This is a genomic window from Mucilaginibacter antarcticus, assembly GCF_042686155.1.
Classification (GTDB): Bacteria; Bacteroidota; Bacteroidia; order Sphingobacteriales; family Sphingobacteriaceae; genus Mucilaginibacter; species Mucilaginibacter antarcticus.
The window spans coordinates 1-17,840 of record NZ_JBHUON010000032.1 but is presented as its reverse complement, the minus strand read 5'-3'; the positions used below and the strand labels follow the sequence as shown (position 1 = coordinate 17,840).

18 protein-coding genes and 1 tRNA gene are annotated in these 17,840 nt (G+C 41.8%); 14 read left to right on the top strand and 5 right to left on the bottom strand.

The genetic code is table 11. The features are described 5' to 3' along the window. Positions 1-18: 18 nt before the first annotated feature. Positions 19-531 (bottom strand): DinB family protein, encoded by a 513-nt coding sequence (locus ACFSYC_RS18485; protein ID WP_377130335.1) that lies wholly within the window; start codon positions 529-531, stop codon positions 19-21. Then, positions 521-1,735, bottom strand: coding sequence for a sensor histidine kinase (locus ACFSYC_RS18480; RefSeq protein ID WP_377130345.1), 1,215 nt, complete (start codon positions 1,733-1,735; stop codon positions 521-523). The genes ACFSYC_RS18485 and ACFSYC_RS18480 overlap by 11 nt, the downstream gene beginning before the upstream one ends. A gap of 128 nt (positions 1,736-1,863) precedes the next feature. Between ACFSYC_RS18480 and gltX the strand changes: the two genes are divergently transcribed. Next, a complete protein-coding gene (gene gltX, locus ACFSYC_RS18475; RefSeq protein WP_377130334.1) occupies positions 1,864-3,366 on the top strand; it encodes a glutamate--tRNA ligase in 1,503 nt (500 codons plus the stop codon). 155 nt (positions 3,367-3,521) lie between these two features. On the opposite strand, the gene ACFSYC_RS18470 is transcribed toward gltX, so the two are convergent. Then, a complete protein-coding gene (locus tag ACFSYC_RS18470; RefSeq protein ID WP_377130333.1) occupies positions 3,522-3,998 on the bottom strand; it encodes an Lrp/AsnC ligand binding domain-containing protein in 477 nt (158 codons plus the stop codon). Positions 3,999-4,163: 165 nt separating this feature from the next. On the opposite strand from ACFSYC_RS18470, the gene ACFSYC_RS18465 reads away from it, so the two are divergent. Continuing rightward, a tRNA-Asp gene (locus tag ACFSYC_RS18465) sits at positions 4,164-4,276 on the top strand. Positions 4,277-4,516: 240 nt separating this feature from the next. Here the strand turns inward: ACFSYC_RS18465 and ACFSYC_RS18460 are convergent. After that, a complete protein-coding gene (locus tag ACFSYC_RS18460; RefSeq protein ID WP_377130332.1) occupies positions 4,517-5,761 on the bottom strand; it encodes an SGNH/GDSL hydrolase family protein in 1,245 nt (414 codons plus the stop codon). A gap of 132 nt (positions 5,762-5,893) precedes the next feature. After that, the gene (locus ACFSYC_RS18455) at positions 5,894-6,475 is read right to left on the bottom strand and encodes a porin family protein (RefSeq protein ID WP_377130331.1); all 582 of its coding nucleotides are present in this window, start codon (positions 6,473-6,475) and stop codon (positions 5,894-5,896) included. A gap of 135 nt (positions 6,476-6,610) precedes the next feature. On the opposite strand from ACFSYC_RS18455, the gene ACFSYC_RS18450 reads away from it, so the two are divergent. The 12 genes from ACFSYC_RS18450 to ku all read left to right on the top strand — a co-directional run bounded on the left by ACFSYC_RS18450 (position 6,611) and on the right by ku (position 17,745). Beyond that, on the top strand, positions 6,611-6,826 hold the full coding sequence (locus tag ACFSYC_RS18450; RefSeq protein ID WP_377130330.1) for a hypothetical protein: 216 nt from the start codon (positions 6,611-6,613) through the stop codon (positions 6,824-6,826). Between the two features lie 63 nt (positions 6,827-6,889). Then, positions 6,890-8,626, top strand: a complete 1,737-nt coding sequence (locus ACFSYC_RS18445) for a S41 family peptidase (protein ID WP_377130329.1) — start codon at positions 6,890-6,892, stop codon at positions 8,624-8,626. Positions 8,627-8,765: 139 nt separating this feature from the next. Then, positions 8,766-9,293 (top strand): hypothetical protein, encoded by a 528-nt coding sequence (locus ACFSYC_RS18440; protein WP_377130328.1) that lies wholly within the window; start codon positions 8,766-8,768, stop codon positions 9,291-9,293. Positions 9,294-9,418: 125 nt separating this feature from the next. Beyond that, a complete protein-coding gene (locus tag ACFSYC_RS18435; protein ID WP_377130327.1) occupies positions 9,419-10,174 on the top strand; it encodes a UDP-2,3-diacylglucosamine diphosphatase in 756 nt (251 codons plus the stop codon). Between the two features lie 133 nt (positions 10,175-10,307). After that, positions 10,308-11,381, top strand: a complete 1,074-nt coding sequence (gene prfA / locus ACFSYC_RS18430) for a peptide chain release factor 1 (RefSeq protein ID WP_377130326.1) — start codon at positions 10,308-10,310, stop codon at positions 11,379-11,381. A gap of 214 nt (positions 11,382-11,595) precedes the next feature. Beyond that, a complete protein-coding gene (locus ACFSYC_RS18425) occupies positions 11,596-12,516 on the top strand; it encodes an FAD:protein FMN transferase (RefSeq protein WP_377130325.1) in 921 nt (306 codons plus the stop codon). A gap of 174 nt (positions 12,517-12,690) precedes the next feature. Continuing rightward, positions 12,691-13,026 carry a hypothetical protein gene (locus ACFSYC_RS18420; RefSeq protein ID WP_377130324.1) on the top strand — a complete coding sequence of 112 codons (336 nt, stop codon included), beginning with the start codon at positions 12,691-12,693 and terminating at the stop codon, positions 13,024-13,026. A 16-nt stretch (positions 13,027-13,042) separates the two neighbouring features. Next, positions 13,043-13,915, top strand: a complete 873-nt coding sequence (locus ACFSYC_RS18415) for a hypothetical protein (RefSeq protein ID WP_377130323.1) — start codon at positions 13,043-13,045, stop codon at positions 13,913-13,915. Position 13,916: 1 nt separating this feature from the next. Continuing rightward, complete coding sequence (locus ACFSYC_RS18410; RefSeq protein WP_377130321.1) at positions 13,917-14,600, top strand: response regulator transcription factor; 684 nt, start codon at positions 13,917-13,919, stop codon at positions 14,598-14,600. 2 nt (positions 14,601-14,602) lie between these two features. Further along, positions 14,603-15,943 (top strand): sensor histidine kinase, encoded by a 1,341-nt coding sequence (locus ACFSYC_RS18405; RefSeq protein ID WP_377130320.1) that lies wholly within the window; start codon positions 14,603-14,605, stop codon positions 15,941-15,943. Positions 15,944-16,087: 144 nt separating this feature from the next. Next, on the top strand, positions 16,088-16,861 hold the full coding sequence (locus ACFSYC_RS18400) for a DUF6515 family protein (RefSeq protein WP_377130319.1): 774 nt from the start codon (positions 16,088-16,090) through the stop codon (positions 16,859-16,861). A gap of 113 nt (positions 16,862-16,974) precedes the next feature. Further along, complete coding sequence (gene ku, locus ACFSYC_RS18395; protein ID WP_377130318.1) at positions 16,975-17,745, top strand: non-homologous end joining protein Ku; 771 nt, start codon at positions 16,975-16,977, stop codon at positions 17,743-17,745. The last annotated feature ends 95 nt before the right edge of the window (positions 17,746-17,840 follow it).

The window sequence follows — 17,840 nt, the reverse complement described above, 5'->3', positions numbered from 1 at the left end:
GAACAGCGCAAAGCAAAACTAGACGCCGTATCGCTCTTGTAAAATTTTAAGGTGATGCAGTTCATGTCCGGCCATAATATAAAGTATAGCGTTTACTTTAATGTTGTCACCATTTGCTACGCCGGTAATCTCAAATTGATTATCTCTTAAAGCACGTAACATATATAAGTTAGCCTCGCGTACAGCCTTAAACTCGGCAGCAAGATCTCGTAGTGATCTGTCTTTAAAGTTAGATCGGTCTACATAAATATTCTCGTCGAAGCCCGGCAACTCGCCTTGTCCACGCGAAAATGCAAATGCACGGTATGCAAATGTGCGTTCCGCATCAGTTAAATGTCCGCAAACTTCTTTAATGGTCCACTTGCCTTCGGCATAGGCGTAATCGGCCTGCTCGTCTGTTAGTTTTACAAAAAAGTTATAGGTGCTGGTTCCTAACTTTTCAAGCGTATCCAAAATTGGCTCATCACTTACCAATGCTATGTATTTAGCGTAAAATGGTGCATAATCGCCGTCAGCGGGTTTAGTCGTCATCGCGTCTGATGTTTTTTAATATCACCCTAAAGGTAGTGCCTTTTCCTATTTCAGAGTCGCGCACAAATACACGGCCATCATGGTAACTCTCAACCATACGTTTGGTTAACGACAGCCCTAAGCCCCAGCCACGCTTCCGCGTAGTATACCCCGGCTGAAATACAGTAATAAATTTCGATCTTGGGATACCTTTCCCTGTGTCGGTAACGTCAATAAATATATGTTCCTTGTTTTTACTGACATCAATATTTACGTGGATGCTGCCTTTGCCTTCAATAGCGTTAACAGCGTTTTTTAAAAGATTCTCTATTACCCAATCAAACAGTGGTACGTTTAAACCGGCCATCAGGTCTTTATTACCAGTTAGCTCAAAGCTGATGTTATTGCTTACCCGAACTTTGAAGTAGTTTACAAAATCCTCAATCACATCATAAACAAAATGATCTTCTAACTTAGGCTTCGAGCCAATCTTCGAAAAGCGGTCGGCAACAACTTCCAGTCGCTTAACATCATTTTCCATTTCGGCCATCAGCGGGTCTTCTTCGGCGTTAAATTTATCTTTGATCAGCTCTATCCAGGCCATCAATGAAGATATAGGCGTACCTAACTGATGCGCGGTCTCTTTAGCCAAACCTACCCAAACCTGGTCCTGTTCTGATTTGCGCGACGAATTGAAAGCGGTGTAAGCTAACAGCAAAAACACCGCAATAACGGATAATTGCACATAAGGAAAGAATTTAAGCTGGGTAAGCAGCGCCGAGTCTTTATAGTAAATAAGCCAGTAACCCTTTGATAAATTGATTTTTATAGGCGCATGCTGTGCTTTCATGACAGATAGCTCATGCTTAAAATATTCCGGATCGTATTTGGGTGCGTCCTTTTCCTGCTCGTCCTCAGGTAGGGGCGGGTTAAAGGTTTTAGTACTGTCTAAGCCACGGGCATATTGCAATTCGCCTTTATCATCGGTTACGATAGCGGGGATGATGGAGCTATCCCGCACCGCGAAAACGTAAGGCAAAAAGTCATTATCATCTGTTGATACAACCTGCCTGATACTTAACGACCAGATTTGGGCCCGGGTACGCTCAGACTTTGCGATGTTGCGCGCCAGGTAGTTAGTGTAAAATAACGATCCGCTGGCAATAATCAGTGCAAAAGCGAGCAGGATATATTTCCACAGTCGTTTATTTTGGTAGGCGTTTATCATATCAGCATCAAATAACGTAATTTTTAAGGTTAAAGGTATTAGCCTAAGGCAAAAAGTAAAACATGACGGTGCTTTAACCTTAAGCCTATTAGCTTTTTGCAGCTTAATACTATCTTTGCCGCATAATGTCAGACAAAAGAGTTAGAGTAAGATTTGCCCCAAGCCCAACCGGAGGCTTGCACCTGGGCGGCGTACGTACCGCCCTGTTTAATTATCTGTTTGCTAAGCAGCACAACGGCGATTTTGTTTTACGGATAGAGGATACCGACCAAAACCGGTATGTTGAGGGTGCCGAACAATATATTATTGACTGCCTTAATTGGTGCGGTATATCGGCAGACGAGAGCGTTGCTAACCCCGGCCAATATGCCCCATACCGCCAAAGCGAACGAAAAAGCCTTTACCGGGAGTATGCCGAGCGCTTGGTAATGCAGGGCCACGCATACTACGCTTTTGATACCGCCGAGGAGCTGGACAAGTGCCGTAAAGAGATACCTAACTTTCAATACGGACAGGTTTACCGCGATACACTGCGTAACTCTATATCATTACCACAGCGTGAGGTTGACCAGTTATTGGCCAACCATGTGCCGCATGTTATACGCATAAAAATACCTGCTGACGAGACTGTTAGCTTTACCGATATGATACGAGGCCGCGTTAGTTTTGAAACTAACACTATTGACGATAAGGTTTTATTAAAGGCCGACGGCATGCCTACTTATCACTTAGCGGTGGTGGTTGATGACTTCCTGATGAAGATCTCGCACGCTTTTAGGGGCGAGGAATGGTTACCGTCTGCGCCGGTGCATTTGTTGTTGTGGGATTACCTGGGCTGGAAAGCCGAAATGCCGCAATGGGCACACTTGCCGCTGATATTAAAGCCGGATGGTAACGGCAAACTAAGCAAGCGCGATGGCGCCCGTTTGGGTTTCCCGGTATTTGCTTTAGATTGGGATGGAGCTGCCGGCTTTGACGGTATGGGGTTTTTGCCCGAAGCGTTTATTAATTTCCTGGCTACGCTGGGTTGGAATGATGGAACCGGACAGGAGCTGTTTACACTGGATGAGTTAGTTTCTAAATTCTCTATCGACAGGATCAATAAATCGGGCGCTAAATTTGATTTTGAGAAAGCCAAATGGTTCAATGCCGAGTGGATCAAAAAGTCGGGGGCTGAAACCCTGAAACCGAAAGTTAAGGCAGTATTGGAGAAAAACGGCGTGGTTATAAAAGACGATGCTTATTTGTCAATTGTTGTTGATTTGGTAAAAGACCGTTGTACTTTACTGACAGATTTTTATCCGCAGTCTGCCTATTTCTTTCAAACTCCTGCAGAATATGATTTGCCGGCTGTTAAACCAAAATGGACCGACGACAAAACTGCTTTCTTCAACGAATTTAAGAGCATTGTGACTAACCTTGCCGATTTTAACAGTGCTAATTTAGAAGCTGCCTTTAAAACCCTGATGGAACAAAAAGGCTTAAAGCCCGGCGATGTAATGCTGCCTTTCCGTATTATGCTGGTGGGTGGTAAGTTTGGCCCGCATGTTTTTGATATTGCAGCTTTGTTGGGTAAAGCTGAAACGATAAATAGAGTGGATGTTGCTTTGGCTGCGTTTACTAACTAGTAAAAGGTTTTGTCATTCTGAGCAAAGCGCAGCATTTGCAAGCCAGCAATCGCCAGGTACAGATGATTCATTCCTCCGATGCCAAATAAACATAAAAAAAGGCTCACCATTATGGCGAGCCTTTTGCATTTTATAATAAAGTATTAAGTTAAGGGTTACTCCAAAGTGATCTGTCTTTTTATGCTTTCTTCTAATGATATAAATGTCTCGGTGCGTTGTATGCCTTTAACGCCCTGTATCTGTTCGTTCAATACTTCGCGCAGGTGGGCGGTGTCATGGCAAATGATTTTGGCAAAAATACTGTAGCTGCCGGTAGTGTAGTGTAACTCAACAATTTCTTTAACGGCCTTTAATTGCTTAACTGCGTCATGATATTGTGACCCTTTTTCTAAAAATATACCCAAAAAAGCTGTTATATCATAGCCTAGTTTAGATGGGTCAACCTCTAAACTGGCACCTTTAATAACGCCCATTTCTTCCAATTTTTTCATCCTCACGTGGATAGTTCCGCCTGATACGATCAACTCCTTTGCTATCTCTGTATAGGGCGTAGTGGCGTTTTTCATTAAAATTGATAAAATTTGAATATCAAGATTATCAATTTCTAAATTTTGAGCTTTTCTGTGGGACATAAATTTGAATATCTATATTGAAATACAATTATAATTATAATTTGAATAAAAATAAAATTATTTTGTTGAAATATTTGCAAGGAATTGATAAGTCTATTATGTTTGTAACAAGCAATCAGACCTAAAAAGCTTACTAAAGTTCTTTATAATATTTGCAACACACAATGTTGGGTGGTGAAATTTTTGGCAGACACACCTCCTTGTCCCGGTGGCGGAGATCATAGGAAACCTGGCAACAGGCTAACTACTCTGTGGAGGTTCGAGTCCTTCCCCAACAGCAATTCACTGGCGTGAATTAATAACAATACTGTAGGATGGTGAAATTTTTGGCAGACACACCTCCTTGTCCCGGTGGCGGAGAATATGGGAAACTCTTAGCAATAAGAATAACCACTCTGTGAAGGTTCGACCCCTTCTCCTACAGCTCTTCTCATAATTTAGGTTTATAATTGGTTAGTACCGGCCCCTGCCCATCAGCGGGCCGTACTTGTTTTAAACCTTTTGTAAAACCTAAAAAATTATTTTACCCAAGTTAACACGTTAGTACTTTGTGCCAGGTTAATCAGCGCGGTGTTATTCTGTCCGTTTAGTGGCGCATACAGCTCAAGGCTTGATTTTAGTAATGTGTTGTTGGTAAGCGCAGCAATTTCAGACAGGTTCATGCCCGAACGGTAAAATAACCAGTTTTTAGCATGTATTTTAGCGGTCTTGTCGCCTAACGCCAGCTCTTTAATTGAAATTTTTTCGGCTACGGTGCCTTGCAGGGTGCTATCGCAATACAATAGCGTTTGGTTGCGGGCGTAAAAGTGTGTAAGCGTTATGGTATGCCACTTACCGTCGGTTATTTTAGTACTACCTGATGTTTGCTGATATAACGGCGATGTATATTCTACGGTACCATTATCCTTAACGGCTATTGAGCCAATATGCCCGGCACTATCTGTTAACAGCATTATACGGCCTTTGCCATCGGCTTTAATAGTAATGGTAGTAGTAAAAGAGTGTACAATGTTATCAGCTTTAAAATTGATCAGATTTTTTTTGCCCTTCAGCGAAAAGTGTGATCCGGCTACCCATTTTGGCTGCGGCTTGCCGTTAGCCAAAGCATCGAATAAAGACGGAACAATCGTGTAAGCCATTTCAGCATGCCCTGAATTGTTGGGGTGTGCCGGGTCGCTCCAATAACCAGCGGCCCACTTGCCGAAGCCATTATCAACCGCCCCTAATACGTTCACAGATGGAACGTCCAGCGCGTTGATCCATAGATTAAGGTCCTTAACAAAGGCGTAGTCTTTTTTATTAAAATCATTCCGGGTATAGCAATTAGTTATGATAGGCACGTAGCCGCTATCGCGGGCCATGTCAATCAGTTTTGTCATGTTGGTTTTAAATTGGTCAAGCCTAGGCTTACCGGCCTCGTGTATGCCCTCGTTACCTAATGATAACGCGTATACCACATATTTGCCTTTTTGCGGCATTAGCTCTTTTCCCCAACGTGCTATAAGTTTAATGGTATTGTCGCCTCCCTTAGATATGTTGGCCGTTTTCCAGTTTTTGCCTGTTCCATCAGCAGAGCGTTTGTTTAATATATTATTAAATACGTAAGTGTAACCGTGTTCTTTAGTAGCGCCATATCCCCACGGTACAGACGAGCCAAAATAAACTATCTTTAACGAGTCTGCCTTGGTCTCTGGCACCTGTGCAGTGCATGAAAGCCCCAGGCAAATAGAAAAAATTAAAAGAGCGGCAGTTGTAAATTTCATCCTCATCATCATATAAACAGCAATAGTAATTGGTACTGCAAGTTAGGCAAAAAGCGCAATCGTTAAAACGCAAAAAAGCCGTTACATCTTTAAGATATAACGGCTCGTAATTTAGCTTATACTTTAGCTCAATTAAAAGAACTTAAAGCCTACGCTCAGTGCCCAAAGGTTTTGACGCTGACCATAGCTGTCGCTTATTTTTGTAAGGTTGCCCTCGTAACGTAAATCGGCGGTAATGGCGCCAATGTCAACACCGGCACCAGCCTGGTAACCTATGGTGCTGTTTTTATAATTGCCAAAATCGGCATAAGCAGGACCCAGGTTAGCCGACAAATTCTCGTTTTTATCTAATACATAGGTATAAATAGGGCCCGCCATTACACGAAAGTTTAATGACTCGCCACCGAAGCTATGGCCTATTAATAAAGGCACATTTAAATTAGTAAATTTAACATCGGCATTATAATTACCGGTGCTGTTGTTGCCACTAAATTTACCGCCGGTGCTACTTAAGTAAAGCTCGGGCTGTAAATATAGCGCGCTGCCAAAACGGGCAAATATACCTGCCTGGTAGCCAGTTTTGGTAGATTCGTTGAGGTTGTCGGTATTAATTTTCGAGAAGTTTACCCCTGCTTTAACACCCAGGTTAACTTGTGCCTTTGTACTGATGCTTGCTGCAGCCAATATTAAAAGGCTAAATACATACTTTTTCATAGTTTTAAATTTAGTTATACAATGTTGTGTTGAGGGTTTAGACGTTATTATTAATAATGGTTTAACAATAGCTGTACCAATTTTTACCATTGCCCGCACTGTATTTTTTATATTTTTGTTGAAAATATATTTAATATGGCCGAGATAAGCATCAGCAATAAAGATTGGGAGCGTGTAAAAATTAAAGTACAACGCAAGTACAACCATTTAACCGACGCTCAGTTAAACTATACCGAAGGACAGGAAGATGCGCTGATAACTAATTTAATGCACCTTGTAAACCGTAACCGCGAGTATGTAGTGTTTACATTAAAAAAAGCTTTAGTAAATATTGACAATAATAGGCTGTAAAAAGAGTTAACTGTTTTATAGACAGTTTTTGTAGCTTTATATTATTAAGAATTTTAGTTTACTATGGAAAAGGGTGTGAAAGTTATATACAGAAAATTCCTTCTGTCGGCGGGTGTTATTGCTTTGGCCGTAGGTACCTGGAGTTTTAGCGATGATCTGTTTCAGATCTCGAAAAACCTTGAAGTATTTGCAACCCTATACAAAGAGGTTAATGTTAACTATGTTGACGATATTAACTCTGCTAGGTTTTTAAAAACCGGTGCCGATGCCATGCTGGATGGGCTTGACCCCTATACAGAGTTTGTACCAGAGTCTGAAATTGAAGATTATAAATTACACTACGTAAGCACCCAATATGGCGGCATAGGCGCAAGTATTTTTTCGCGGGATAGCAAAGTTTACATCTCAAATGTATTTGAGGGTTTCCCTGCTCAAAAAGCTGATATCCGCCCCGGCGACCAGCTAATGAAAATTAATGATATTGTGCTCGACGGTAAAAATAGCGACCAGGTAAGCCAACTATTGAAAGGCTCAAAAGGCGCTAATGTTAAGCTGCTTTTAAAACGCGAAAACGAAGCTGCGGTTGAGAAAAATGTTGCCCGGGATGAAATAAAACAACCTAACGTATCCTACTTTGGTATGGTTGATGGTAACATGGGCTATATTAAGTTAGATAGGTTCCTTGAAAATTCTGCTCAAGAGGTTACTGATGCACTGTTGGCTGTCAAAAAAAATAACCCTAACGGTATAATACTCGACTTACGTTCAAACGGTGGTGGTATTTTGCAGGAGGCAGTAAAAATTGTAAACCTGTTTGTACCACGCGATATTGAAGTAGTATCGCAAAAGGGAAAAGTAAAAGAAAAAAATTATGTCTACCGTACACAGGCTACGCCCTTAGCTGCCGATTTGCCGTTGGTGGTATTGGTTAACTCGCGCTCAGCTTCGGCCTCAGAGATTGTCGCCGGCGCCATCCAGGATCTTGATCGCGGTGTGGTAATTGGCCAGCGTAGCTATGGTAAGGGTTTGGTTCAGCAAACATTCCCGTTACCATATAACAGCCTGGTTAAAATCACTATTGCTAAATATTATGTACCATCGGGCCGTTGTATCCAGGAGCTTGATTATGCGCACCGTAAAGATGATGGTTCTGTTGTAAAGGTCGCCGATTCGATGCTGCACGAGTTTAAAACTAAAAATGGCCGTTCGGTTTATGACGGTAGCGGTATCTATCCGGATGTACCTATCAAGGCAGAGACGTATGCAAATGTTACCCAAACCCTGGTGGGTAAATTGTTTGTGTTTGATTACGCTACAAAATATCGCAACAGCCATCCTAAAATTGCCGAAGCCGGTACTTTTAATTTAACTGATGCCGAGTATGAGGATTTCGTAAAATACCTGAGCGATAAAAACTACACCTACAATACTACTACAGAAAAGGTCCTCACCGCTCTTAAAACCGAAGCCACCAAAGAAAAGCAGTTCGCCCAGATACAGGCTGAGTATGACGTATTAAAAAATAAGCTCATGGCCAGCAAGAAGACGGATTTACAGCTTCACAAAACAGAAATAAAAGAGACCCTGCAAAACGAGATCATATCGCGCTATTACTATGATAAGGGTCGCTACCTTGACAATTTTAAGCACGATAATGAACTTGCCCAGGCTGTTAAAACCATACAAGACAAAGCCCAGTTGGCCGCTATTTTGAAAGGCGACGGAAATTATAAGGTGATAGGCAAGCCGGTTATAGCGGCAGTATCTGATAAAGACAAAAAAACAGATACAGAGAATTAAGCTTTTGAGTTAAGAACAAGATATAAGCGACTGGGTAACCCGTCGCTTTTTTTATGGCGTTACTTTTCATTTAGGCTGGGCTATGTATATATATTAAACTATTTGCCCGTATAGTTGTCATATACCCAAACACCACAACATGAAAAAGATAATTTTAGCCGCAGCACTTTTATTTGGAAGCGCAGCCTACCAACAGGCCAATGCCCAGATAAGTTTAAATGTAAATATTGGTAGCCAACCAGATTGGGGCCCGGTAGGATATGACCATGTAGATTATTACTACATGCCCGATGTTGATGCTTACTACGATGTACCAAACCATCAATATATCTATCAGTCAAACAATGCTTGGGTGCGCCGCGGTTATTTGCCCGCGTCATACAACTTTAACCCGTACAACAACTATAAAGTTGTAGTTAATGAGCCACGCCCATGGACCCGCGCTACAGTTTACAGAACTAAGTACGCGTCATACAAAGGCAAGCCAAGTACTATAGTTATACGCGATAGTAAAGACACTAAGTATAAAGAACATTGGAAACCTGTAAAAGTTAAAAAAGGCGGTGGCCCGGGTAACAGCGATTTTGGCCACGGCGGTAAGGAGAACGGAAATGGTAAGGGGAACGGCAAAGGGAACGGAAATGGTAAAGGCCATGGCAAACACTAATCCCTAACATTAACATATTAATAATAGCAGCACAGGCTCTTCGGTACGGAGGGCCTGTGCTATTTAAATAGCTTTTGGCTTTCATTTTTAGCCTTTTAGCTTTAAAAGTGTACTTTTGCGGCATCATGGCCACAGGTAACAAAGTTTATTTCGCATCCGACTTTCATTTAGGTACGGGTACGTATGCCCAAAGTCGCCAACGCGAGGATAGGATAGTGCGTTGGCTTGATGTTATTAAAACCGACGCAGCCGAGTTATATTTAATGGGGGATGTGTTTGACTTTTGGTTTGAGTATAAAAGCGTTGTGCCACGCGGCTATGTACGTTTTTTAGGTAAGCTGGCCCAAATGGCCGATGCCGGCATCAAAATCACCCTCTTTAAAGGTAATCATGACATGTGGATGTTTGATTACTTTGAGAAGGAGTTGGGCGCGACCATCGTGAGCAACGAGCTGGAAATTGAACGCAACGGCAAGAAATTTTACCTTCACCACGGCGACGGCCTTGGCCCGGGCGATGGGATGTATAAGTTGTTGAAGAAAGTTTTCCGGAGTAAATTATGTCAGTGGTTATTTGCCCGTATACATCCAAACCTGGGTGTAGGTATTGCTAACCATTGGTCGCAACATAGCCGTATCGCCGGCGAAAATAACGAAGAACGCAAAGCAGCCGAAAAAGAATGGCTGGTAGTTTACAGCAGAGAGTTACTACAAAGTAAACACTATAATTACCTGATATTTGGGCACCGCCATTTACCGCTTGATATCAAACTTGATGACAATAGTCGTTATATAAATTTGGGCGAGTGGGTAAACTATAACACCTACGCTGTTTTTGATGGCGAACAGCTGAGCCTTGAATATTTTGAAGCCGAGCGTTAGCGCCTTTGTCATTGTAAGCTAAGCTTTTATCTTAAAGCTTTCAAGGCTTTACCTTTATCCCTAAAAAACTGTATTTTTGTAGGCTTTTTAAAAACGGGCAATTAAACCGGCCCGGTTTATAGTATAACACATTATGTTAGAAAAATTAGAATTAATATATCAACGCTGGAAAGCGGTAGAAGCAGAGCTAAGCAGCCCGGATGCCATGTCTGACATGAAGCGCTTTGCCCAGTTAAATAAAGAATATAAAGACCTGGCCAAGATCGTTACCGAGTATAATATATACGGTAATGTAATGAGCAACATCGACACCAACAAAGAGATCTTAGCTACAGAGAAAGATCAGGAGTTTAGAGAGATGGCTAAATCTGAGTTGGACGAACTATTGGTGCAGCAGGAGGAAATGGAAGAAAAGATCCGTTTGATGCTGATACCTAAAGATCCCGAAGATTCAAAGAACGCTATTGTAGAGATTCGTGGCGGCACAGGCGGCGACGAAGCTTCAATTTTTGCCGGCGACCTTTACCGTATGTACATGCGCTATTGCGAAAAACGCGGCTGGAAAACTGAATTGGTAGATTACACAGAAGGTACCGCAGGTGGCTACAAAGAGATTGTGTTCAACGTAAATGCCGAGGATGCTTATGGTACATTAAAGTTTGAGTCGGGTGTACACCGTGTACAACGGGTGCCGGATACCGAAACGCAGGGCCGGGTGCATACCTCGGCAGCGTCAGTAGTTGTATTGCCAGAGGTAGATGAGTTTGACATTGTGCTTAATGTAAGCGATATCCGTAAAGACTTATTCTGTTCGTCGGGCCCGGGTGGTCAATCGGTTAATACTACCTATTCGGCAGTGCGATTAACGCACTTACCAACCGGCTTGGTGGCTCAGTGCCAGGATCAAAAATCGCAGTTAAAAAATTACGATAAAGCGCTTGCCGTATTACGCTCACGTGTTTATGAATTAGAATTGCAAAAGCACCTGGAAGAAGCGTCTAAAAAACGTAAAACCATGGTTGCCACCGGAGACCGTTCGGCTAAAGTACGCACCTACAACTACCCGCAAGGCCGTTTAACCGAGCACCGTATTGGTTTAACTATTTATAACCTGTCAGAAGTAATGAATGGTGGTATCCAGGAAATTATGGAAGCTCTGCAATTTGCAGAGAACGCCGAGAAACTAAAAGAAGGTACGGTAGCGTAAACTTGTTAATGCGCAGATATACAAACGTGCAGATGTGCGAATGAGCTAAATCATTTGTGTATCTGCATTTTTTGTTTAAAACTGATTTAAAACTGGCTAAATCTGCCATAAATCAGTTGCCTTTAGCCGGTTTTTTACGTTTATCATACCCTACTTTTCATCTTGATTTCATAAAGCGCACCTACTTTAGTTGCTGGATATAAAAGACTGCATTATGCTGGCTCTAAACAAAGAAGTAGTAAATAGCTTAATCATCAACCGTCGCGAAGTAAGGCTGATGGGCAATAAGTTTGAAATTAGTGTGGTAGGGAGTGATCCTGTTTGGGCTGGCGAACGTATAAATAGTGCAATTGCCGAAATTACCCGCGTAGAAAAGCTGCTTAGTACTTTTACCGAGGAGAGCGATGTTAACACCATCAACCGTAACGCGGGCGTTAAACCGGTTAAAGTTAGTGCTGAATTATTTAAGTTGATTGACCGATCTATCCAAATCTCTGAACTTACTTTTGGCGCATTTGATGTTACTTATTACTCTGCCGATAAAGCAGACGAAGATATTAATACCCCTGTTAAAATCTGTACTGCAGTTAATTACAAAAATGTAGTGCTTGACGCCGTTGCCACTACCGTGCTTTTAAAAGAAAAAGGCATGCGTATTGGTTTTGGCGCTAATAGCAAGGGCTACGCTGCCGATAGAGCTAAGTATATCCTTCAATTGGAAGGTGTTATCAGCGGTGTTATTAATGCGGGCGGCGACTTACTTACCTGGGGCTTTACGCCTGATATGGAAGCCTGGACCGTAGCTATTGCCGATCCCCGTCAAAAAAACCATCCATATGCTGATCTTGAGATCGGTAACATGGCCATTGCAACGTCTGTAAATACAGATAAATACGCTGATATTAACCAAAAGAGATCAGGCAATAAAGCAAAAAATGGCTTTGCAATAAGCGGTATCAAAAGCGTAAGCATAGTTAGTCCCACTGCTGAATTTGCCGACGCCATGGCTACCCCCGTAATGACTATAGGTGTTAATGCCGGTATTTACCTGATAAATAAATTAAACCAAATTGGTTGTGTTATAATTGACGACCAAAACCGCGTATATCCTTCAAAAGATATCACCCTGGCCTAATCCTCAAAACGTATTTTTTAAAAGGTGCGCCTGCAGGCTGCAGGTGCTGGCGCGGCCCAAAAAATGTGATTTATTATAAAGTGAACACCTATTACTATAATTTAGGGCTGTGGTTGAGCACCACTGCCTATTAACTAAGTATTTGAGAAAAATTTACCAGTTCTTTTCTTTGAAATGATTAAGCGGCTTGCATATATTATATTGTTGTTGATATTTGCAACGGACTTATCATCTGCTAAAATCAGAATAGACTCCCGCGATCTTGTCAACGGCAATGCTGTGGCTGGTTTTTTTGTAACCCAGTTGCAAAAGGACACCACAAAAAAGCATTCGGCTGATGAAGATCAAAAAAAGATCAAGGAAATATCGAAGGCTAAAAAGCAAGCCAAGCCCGAAAGGATAAGTGGGACAGATGTAGTGCAGGACCCTAAAGCCAAACCAAAAGCAAGGCAACGCCGCCCTGAAGGTTTAGACAGGCCGCCCGAGATACCGAGACGAAATGGTAATTAACCTGAACTGTTATTAGATGAGATACCTGCATATCCTGCTTTTATTGATACTTAGCACCATGGCCCTTACAAGCGATGCCAGGCATACTATGCTTTATAAAAGCAGGCATATGGTGCTTGATACCGACACAATCATTCGTAAGCAATCATTATCAGTAGGTGTAAGTTATGGTAGCGATGCTATGTTTTTTGGCCGTACCGGGCCAATTACTTATCCCTTTACGTCAATCGATGTAGTTTATAACACTAAAATGGGTTTTTTCGTTTACGGCTCAGTTTTGCGGCTTATTGGCTACCGCACCTTTGTTGATGAGGTTGATTTGGGCGGGGGCTACCTTTACAGACCATCAAAGAAATTCTCCGGTTCCATATCATACAACCGTTTTATTTTTAACAAAGAGAAACGCATCATCGAGTCGGCAACATCAAATGATATCAACTGGAAAAACTCGTATAACTGGAAACACTCCAAATCAACAGTTATATTAGACTACTTATTTGGCAAGTCGAGCGATTTTTTTATGACCTTTAGCCAATCAAAGTATTTTGAGACCAAGGGCAATATATTTACAGACGAGGATTACCTTTCGTTCAACCCAACCCTGAGCGCTATTATGGGTACTCAAAACTTTGTTAAAACTTATTCGCTTGAACATCAGGATCGTTTAGAAGCTATAAATATCTACAAGTTTGGCAGTGGGCCTTACAGTGTAAATAATGGACGTTTAAATGTGCTTAACTATAGCTTTAAACTGCCAATAGCCTATAATACCCCTCATTATACTTTTGAAGCGTCCTACAAATACTCTATCCCGGTAAACGTTGAAGGCGCTTTGCAGAATAAACGCGAATCTTTTCTTAATTTAACATTTTTCTATCTGTTTTACTAGCATGAATGTTTTAATTATTGAAGACGAAGAAGCATTAGCAGGCGAACTTGAACTGTTTCTGACTAATCATAATTACATTACCGAGGTTTGCTACAATGGCCGTACCGCGTCTGAAAAGATAGCAATCAACATGTATGATTTTATTTTGATAGACCTTGGCCTGCCTGATTATGATGGCCTCGATCTTTTAAAAGAAGCCAAGAAAAATAATCCCGAGGCGGCCTGTATTATTCTTACAGCACGGGTAGAGGTAAATGACCGTGTGCGCGGGCTTGATTTGGGAGCAGATGATTATTTGCCCAAGCCATTCTCATTATTAGAACTGCAAAGCCGTATGCAGGCCATTTTGCGCCGCAAGTTTGGCCTTAAGCAAAGTATTGTTGAGTTGGGCGAGTTTTTAATAAACCTGACAGACCGCATTATTACGTGCCAGGGCGATGTCGTTAATGCTATTACTAAAAAAGAATTTGACCTGATAGCGTATCTGATAATGCATAAAAACCGCACGCTTACCCGCACGCAGTTGAGTGAGCATATTTGGGGCAGCATCATCAATGACGATTACGACTCAAATTACATTGACGCTCATATAAAAAACATTCGCAAAAAGTTAAACGTTTATGCTTCACCCGATTGGTTAGAGACCGTGAGGGGCTTGGGGTATAAAATAAAAACTAACGCTTAGCATTGAAATTAAAAACTAAACTCACGCTGTTTAATGCCATATCTAAACTGGTAATAGCGGTGTTTTTTGTTTTGCTGGTGCCGCTCCTCATTAAAAATATCAGCCATAATTACGTTGATAAAAACCTTATTAAACAAAAAAACAAGTTTTTGCAAATTGTAAAACAGCAGGGCTTGGACAACTATATTACTGCCGAAGATGATTATGGCAGCTATTACCTGCCGCTTAAGGAAGAATACCTGACCATAGAAACTGATTCGTTGCCCGATCATCGGGTTGATACCATAAAAAATGAGCGCCGGCTGGTGGAGCGCGATACCATTGAATACCGCATTTTAAGCCACACTTTTAAGCACGAAGGCAAACAATACCTGTTAGAGATTGGCAAAAGCGTTGATACCTTAGATGAAACTAGTGCCCCGCTTCAAAATATCGCGCTGGTGGTACTAGTCAGCATGATATTGCTAACGATACTGGCAGATCAGTTATATACCAACCGTATTTTGCGGCCGTTAGGGCTGATTATAAAAACCAAGCTGATAGGGCAGAAGTTTCCTAACTTTGGTAGCTATAAAGAAGTTAAAACTACCACGTCAGATTTTCAGCATCTTGACCTGAGTATCCACGAGATGATCGAAGCTATAGAAGCCGCATTTCAAAAGGAACGCGAATTTATATCCAACGCCTCGCACGAGCTGATGACACCCATATCTATCCTGCAATCAAAAATTGAAAATATGTTTGATCAGGACGATGTGAGCGAAGACATTAAGCTCCGCCTGCTGGAAATGCAGCGAATCTTAAATCGCCTGAAAAGTATTACCAAGACCCTTTTGCTGATATCGCAAATAGAGAACGAACAGTTTTTAAAAGAGGATACGGTATCATTAAACGAGTTACTGCAGGAGGTGTACGACGAAATATCAGTACGCTTGCCTGAAAAAAATATCACACTTGATATCCTGATTCCGCAGGATTATAAACTCACACAGGTGAACAAGTTTTTGATCTTCAACCTGTTTTTTAATTTGGTAAACAACGCCATCAAATACAATCGCGAGGATGGCGAAATTGTCATCACCACCGAGCAGGAGGGGGGCAACCTGCTAGTTAACATTACAGACAGCGGTATTGGCATTAGCCCGGAGGATATGCCTTTTATATTTAACCGGTTTAAAAAGTTCAGGCAATCTATGCAGCAGGATAGTTTTGGGTTGGGGCTGCCTATTGTTAAATCTATTGCGGCCTTCCATCGCATTAAAATTGACGTTGATTCGGCAAAAGATCTGGGCAGTAATTTCAAGCTGACATTACCGGCTGATATGCTTGCGTCTCAGGAATAAGCTGTCGTAAATATTATTCAAATATTTTCTACCTTTAATTAAACCTTTTGAACGGTAATTCGTCTAAACTAAAAGAGGGATTAGTAAATTTTACCAGCCGATACTAATTAGCTCAGAAACGTGTTAAAGATTGTTAAGAGAGATATGAAAAAGCTATATAAATACGCAACCGGTATATTTCTTACCGGCGCTTTATCGGTAATAATGGTGGTTGATGTTGCAGCGCAGCAACGTGGCGGGCAATATGCTACCAGTGGTGGTAGTAGCGGCGGCGGTGGTGGTAGCGGCTTAAGTTTTAGCCGTGGCGGTATGAGTGGCGGCGGCTTTAGCAGCATTCGTCCTTCTGTTGGCTACGGTTATCGGTCGCCTTACTTTTATAATAATCCATTTGGCTACGGCGGTGGTTTAGGCCTGTGGGGTTATCCGTCATTTGGGTTTTACATGAATAGCCTGCCGTTTGGTTATTATCCGTTTTACATGGGCGCATCAATGTTTTACTATGCTGACGGTACTTTTTATCAGCCCTATGATAACGGTTACGTAGTTAGCCCGCCGCCCGTAGGAGCAGCAGTACCAGGCTTGCCTAAAGGCGCTAAAAGCATCATGATTGATAACCAGCAGTTTTTTGAATACCACGGTGTTTACTACAAAGTGGTGGTGAATGATAAAGGCGACACAGTTTATGTAGTTGCCGGCAAAGACGGCGTGCTAAACACCAGCGGCGAAGATGCCAATGGCGATGTGGAAGTGGTAGCCCCACGGGTAGGCGATATCATTTTACAATTGCCTGCAAACACACGGGCCGTAACACTTAATGGCACCAAGTATTTTGTTGGCGAAGATGGCGTTTACTATGAAGCCTTAAAAGGCAGCAATGGCAAAACCGCTTACCGCATTGCCAGTGTGTCTGAACGATAATTTAAATTGACTTATAGTTTAGGGCCTTTCCGTTTCGGAGAGGCCTTTTTGTTTAATCTATTTTCAAAACCGTTTGGCCTGTTAATAGTTATACCAGATATAAATGATTAGCTATGAGATCTATCTGGAAAGGTTCGCTTGGTTTTGGTTTGGTTAGTATACCGGTAAAACTATATTCGGCCATACAATCTAACTCGCTTGATTTTGATATGCTGGATAGCCGCGATCACTCGCGCATTCGTTTTCAGCGTGTTAATGAAAGTACGCACAAGGAAGTGCCTTACGACAAAATAGTAAAAGGCTATAAGCTGGACGAAGATTACGTTATTATGGATGAGCAGGATTTTCAGGATGCGGCGCCGGAAAAGAGTAAGGTCATCACCATAGAATCTTTTGTAGATATTGACGACGTTAACCCCATGTTTTACGAAACCTCATACTATACCGAGCCCGATACTAAAAACAATAAAGCTTATGGCTTACTACTGCAGGCGCTAAAAAAATCAAAAAAGGCCGGCCTCGCACGTTTTGTATTGCGCAGTACTGAGAGCCTTTGTATAGTACACCCGGTAGATAATGTATTAGTGGTAACCCGTATCCGTTTTGGCCAGCAAATTCGTGCTACCGACGATTTGGAAGTAGCCAGGGATATGACCATTAGTAAAAAAGAATTGGATATGGGTTTAATGCTGATAGATCAGTATGCAGAAAAATTTGATGTTACCAAGTTTAAAGACGAGTATAGCGATTCGCTGTTAAACATCATCAAAGCAAAATCAAAAGGCAAGCGCGCCAAAGTTAAAAAGCTTACTCCGCATAAAACAGCCGGAACTGATCTGTACGATCAGTTAATGGAAAGCTTAAAAGTTAAAAAAGGCGCCTAAAGCCAGTCATGGTCGGAAGATTAATCTTCCGACTTTTTTGTTTTGAAGGATTTGGTTTTATTTGATATAGATATCTGAATATCAAATATTTATCT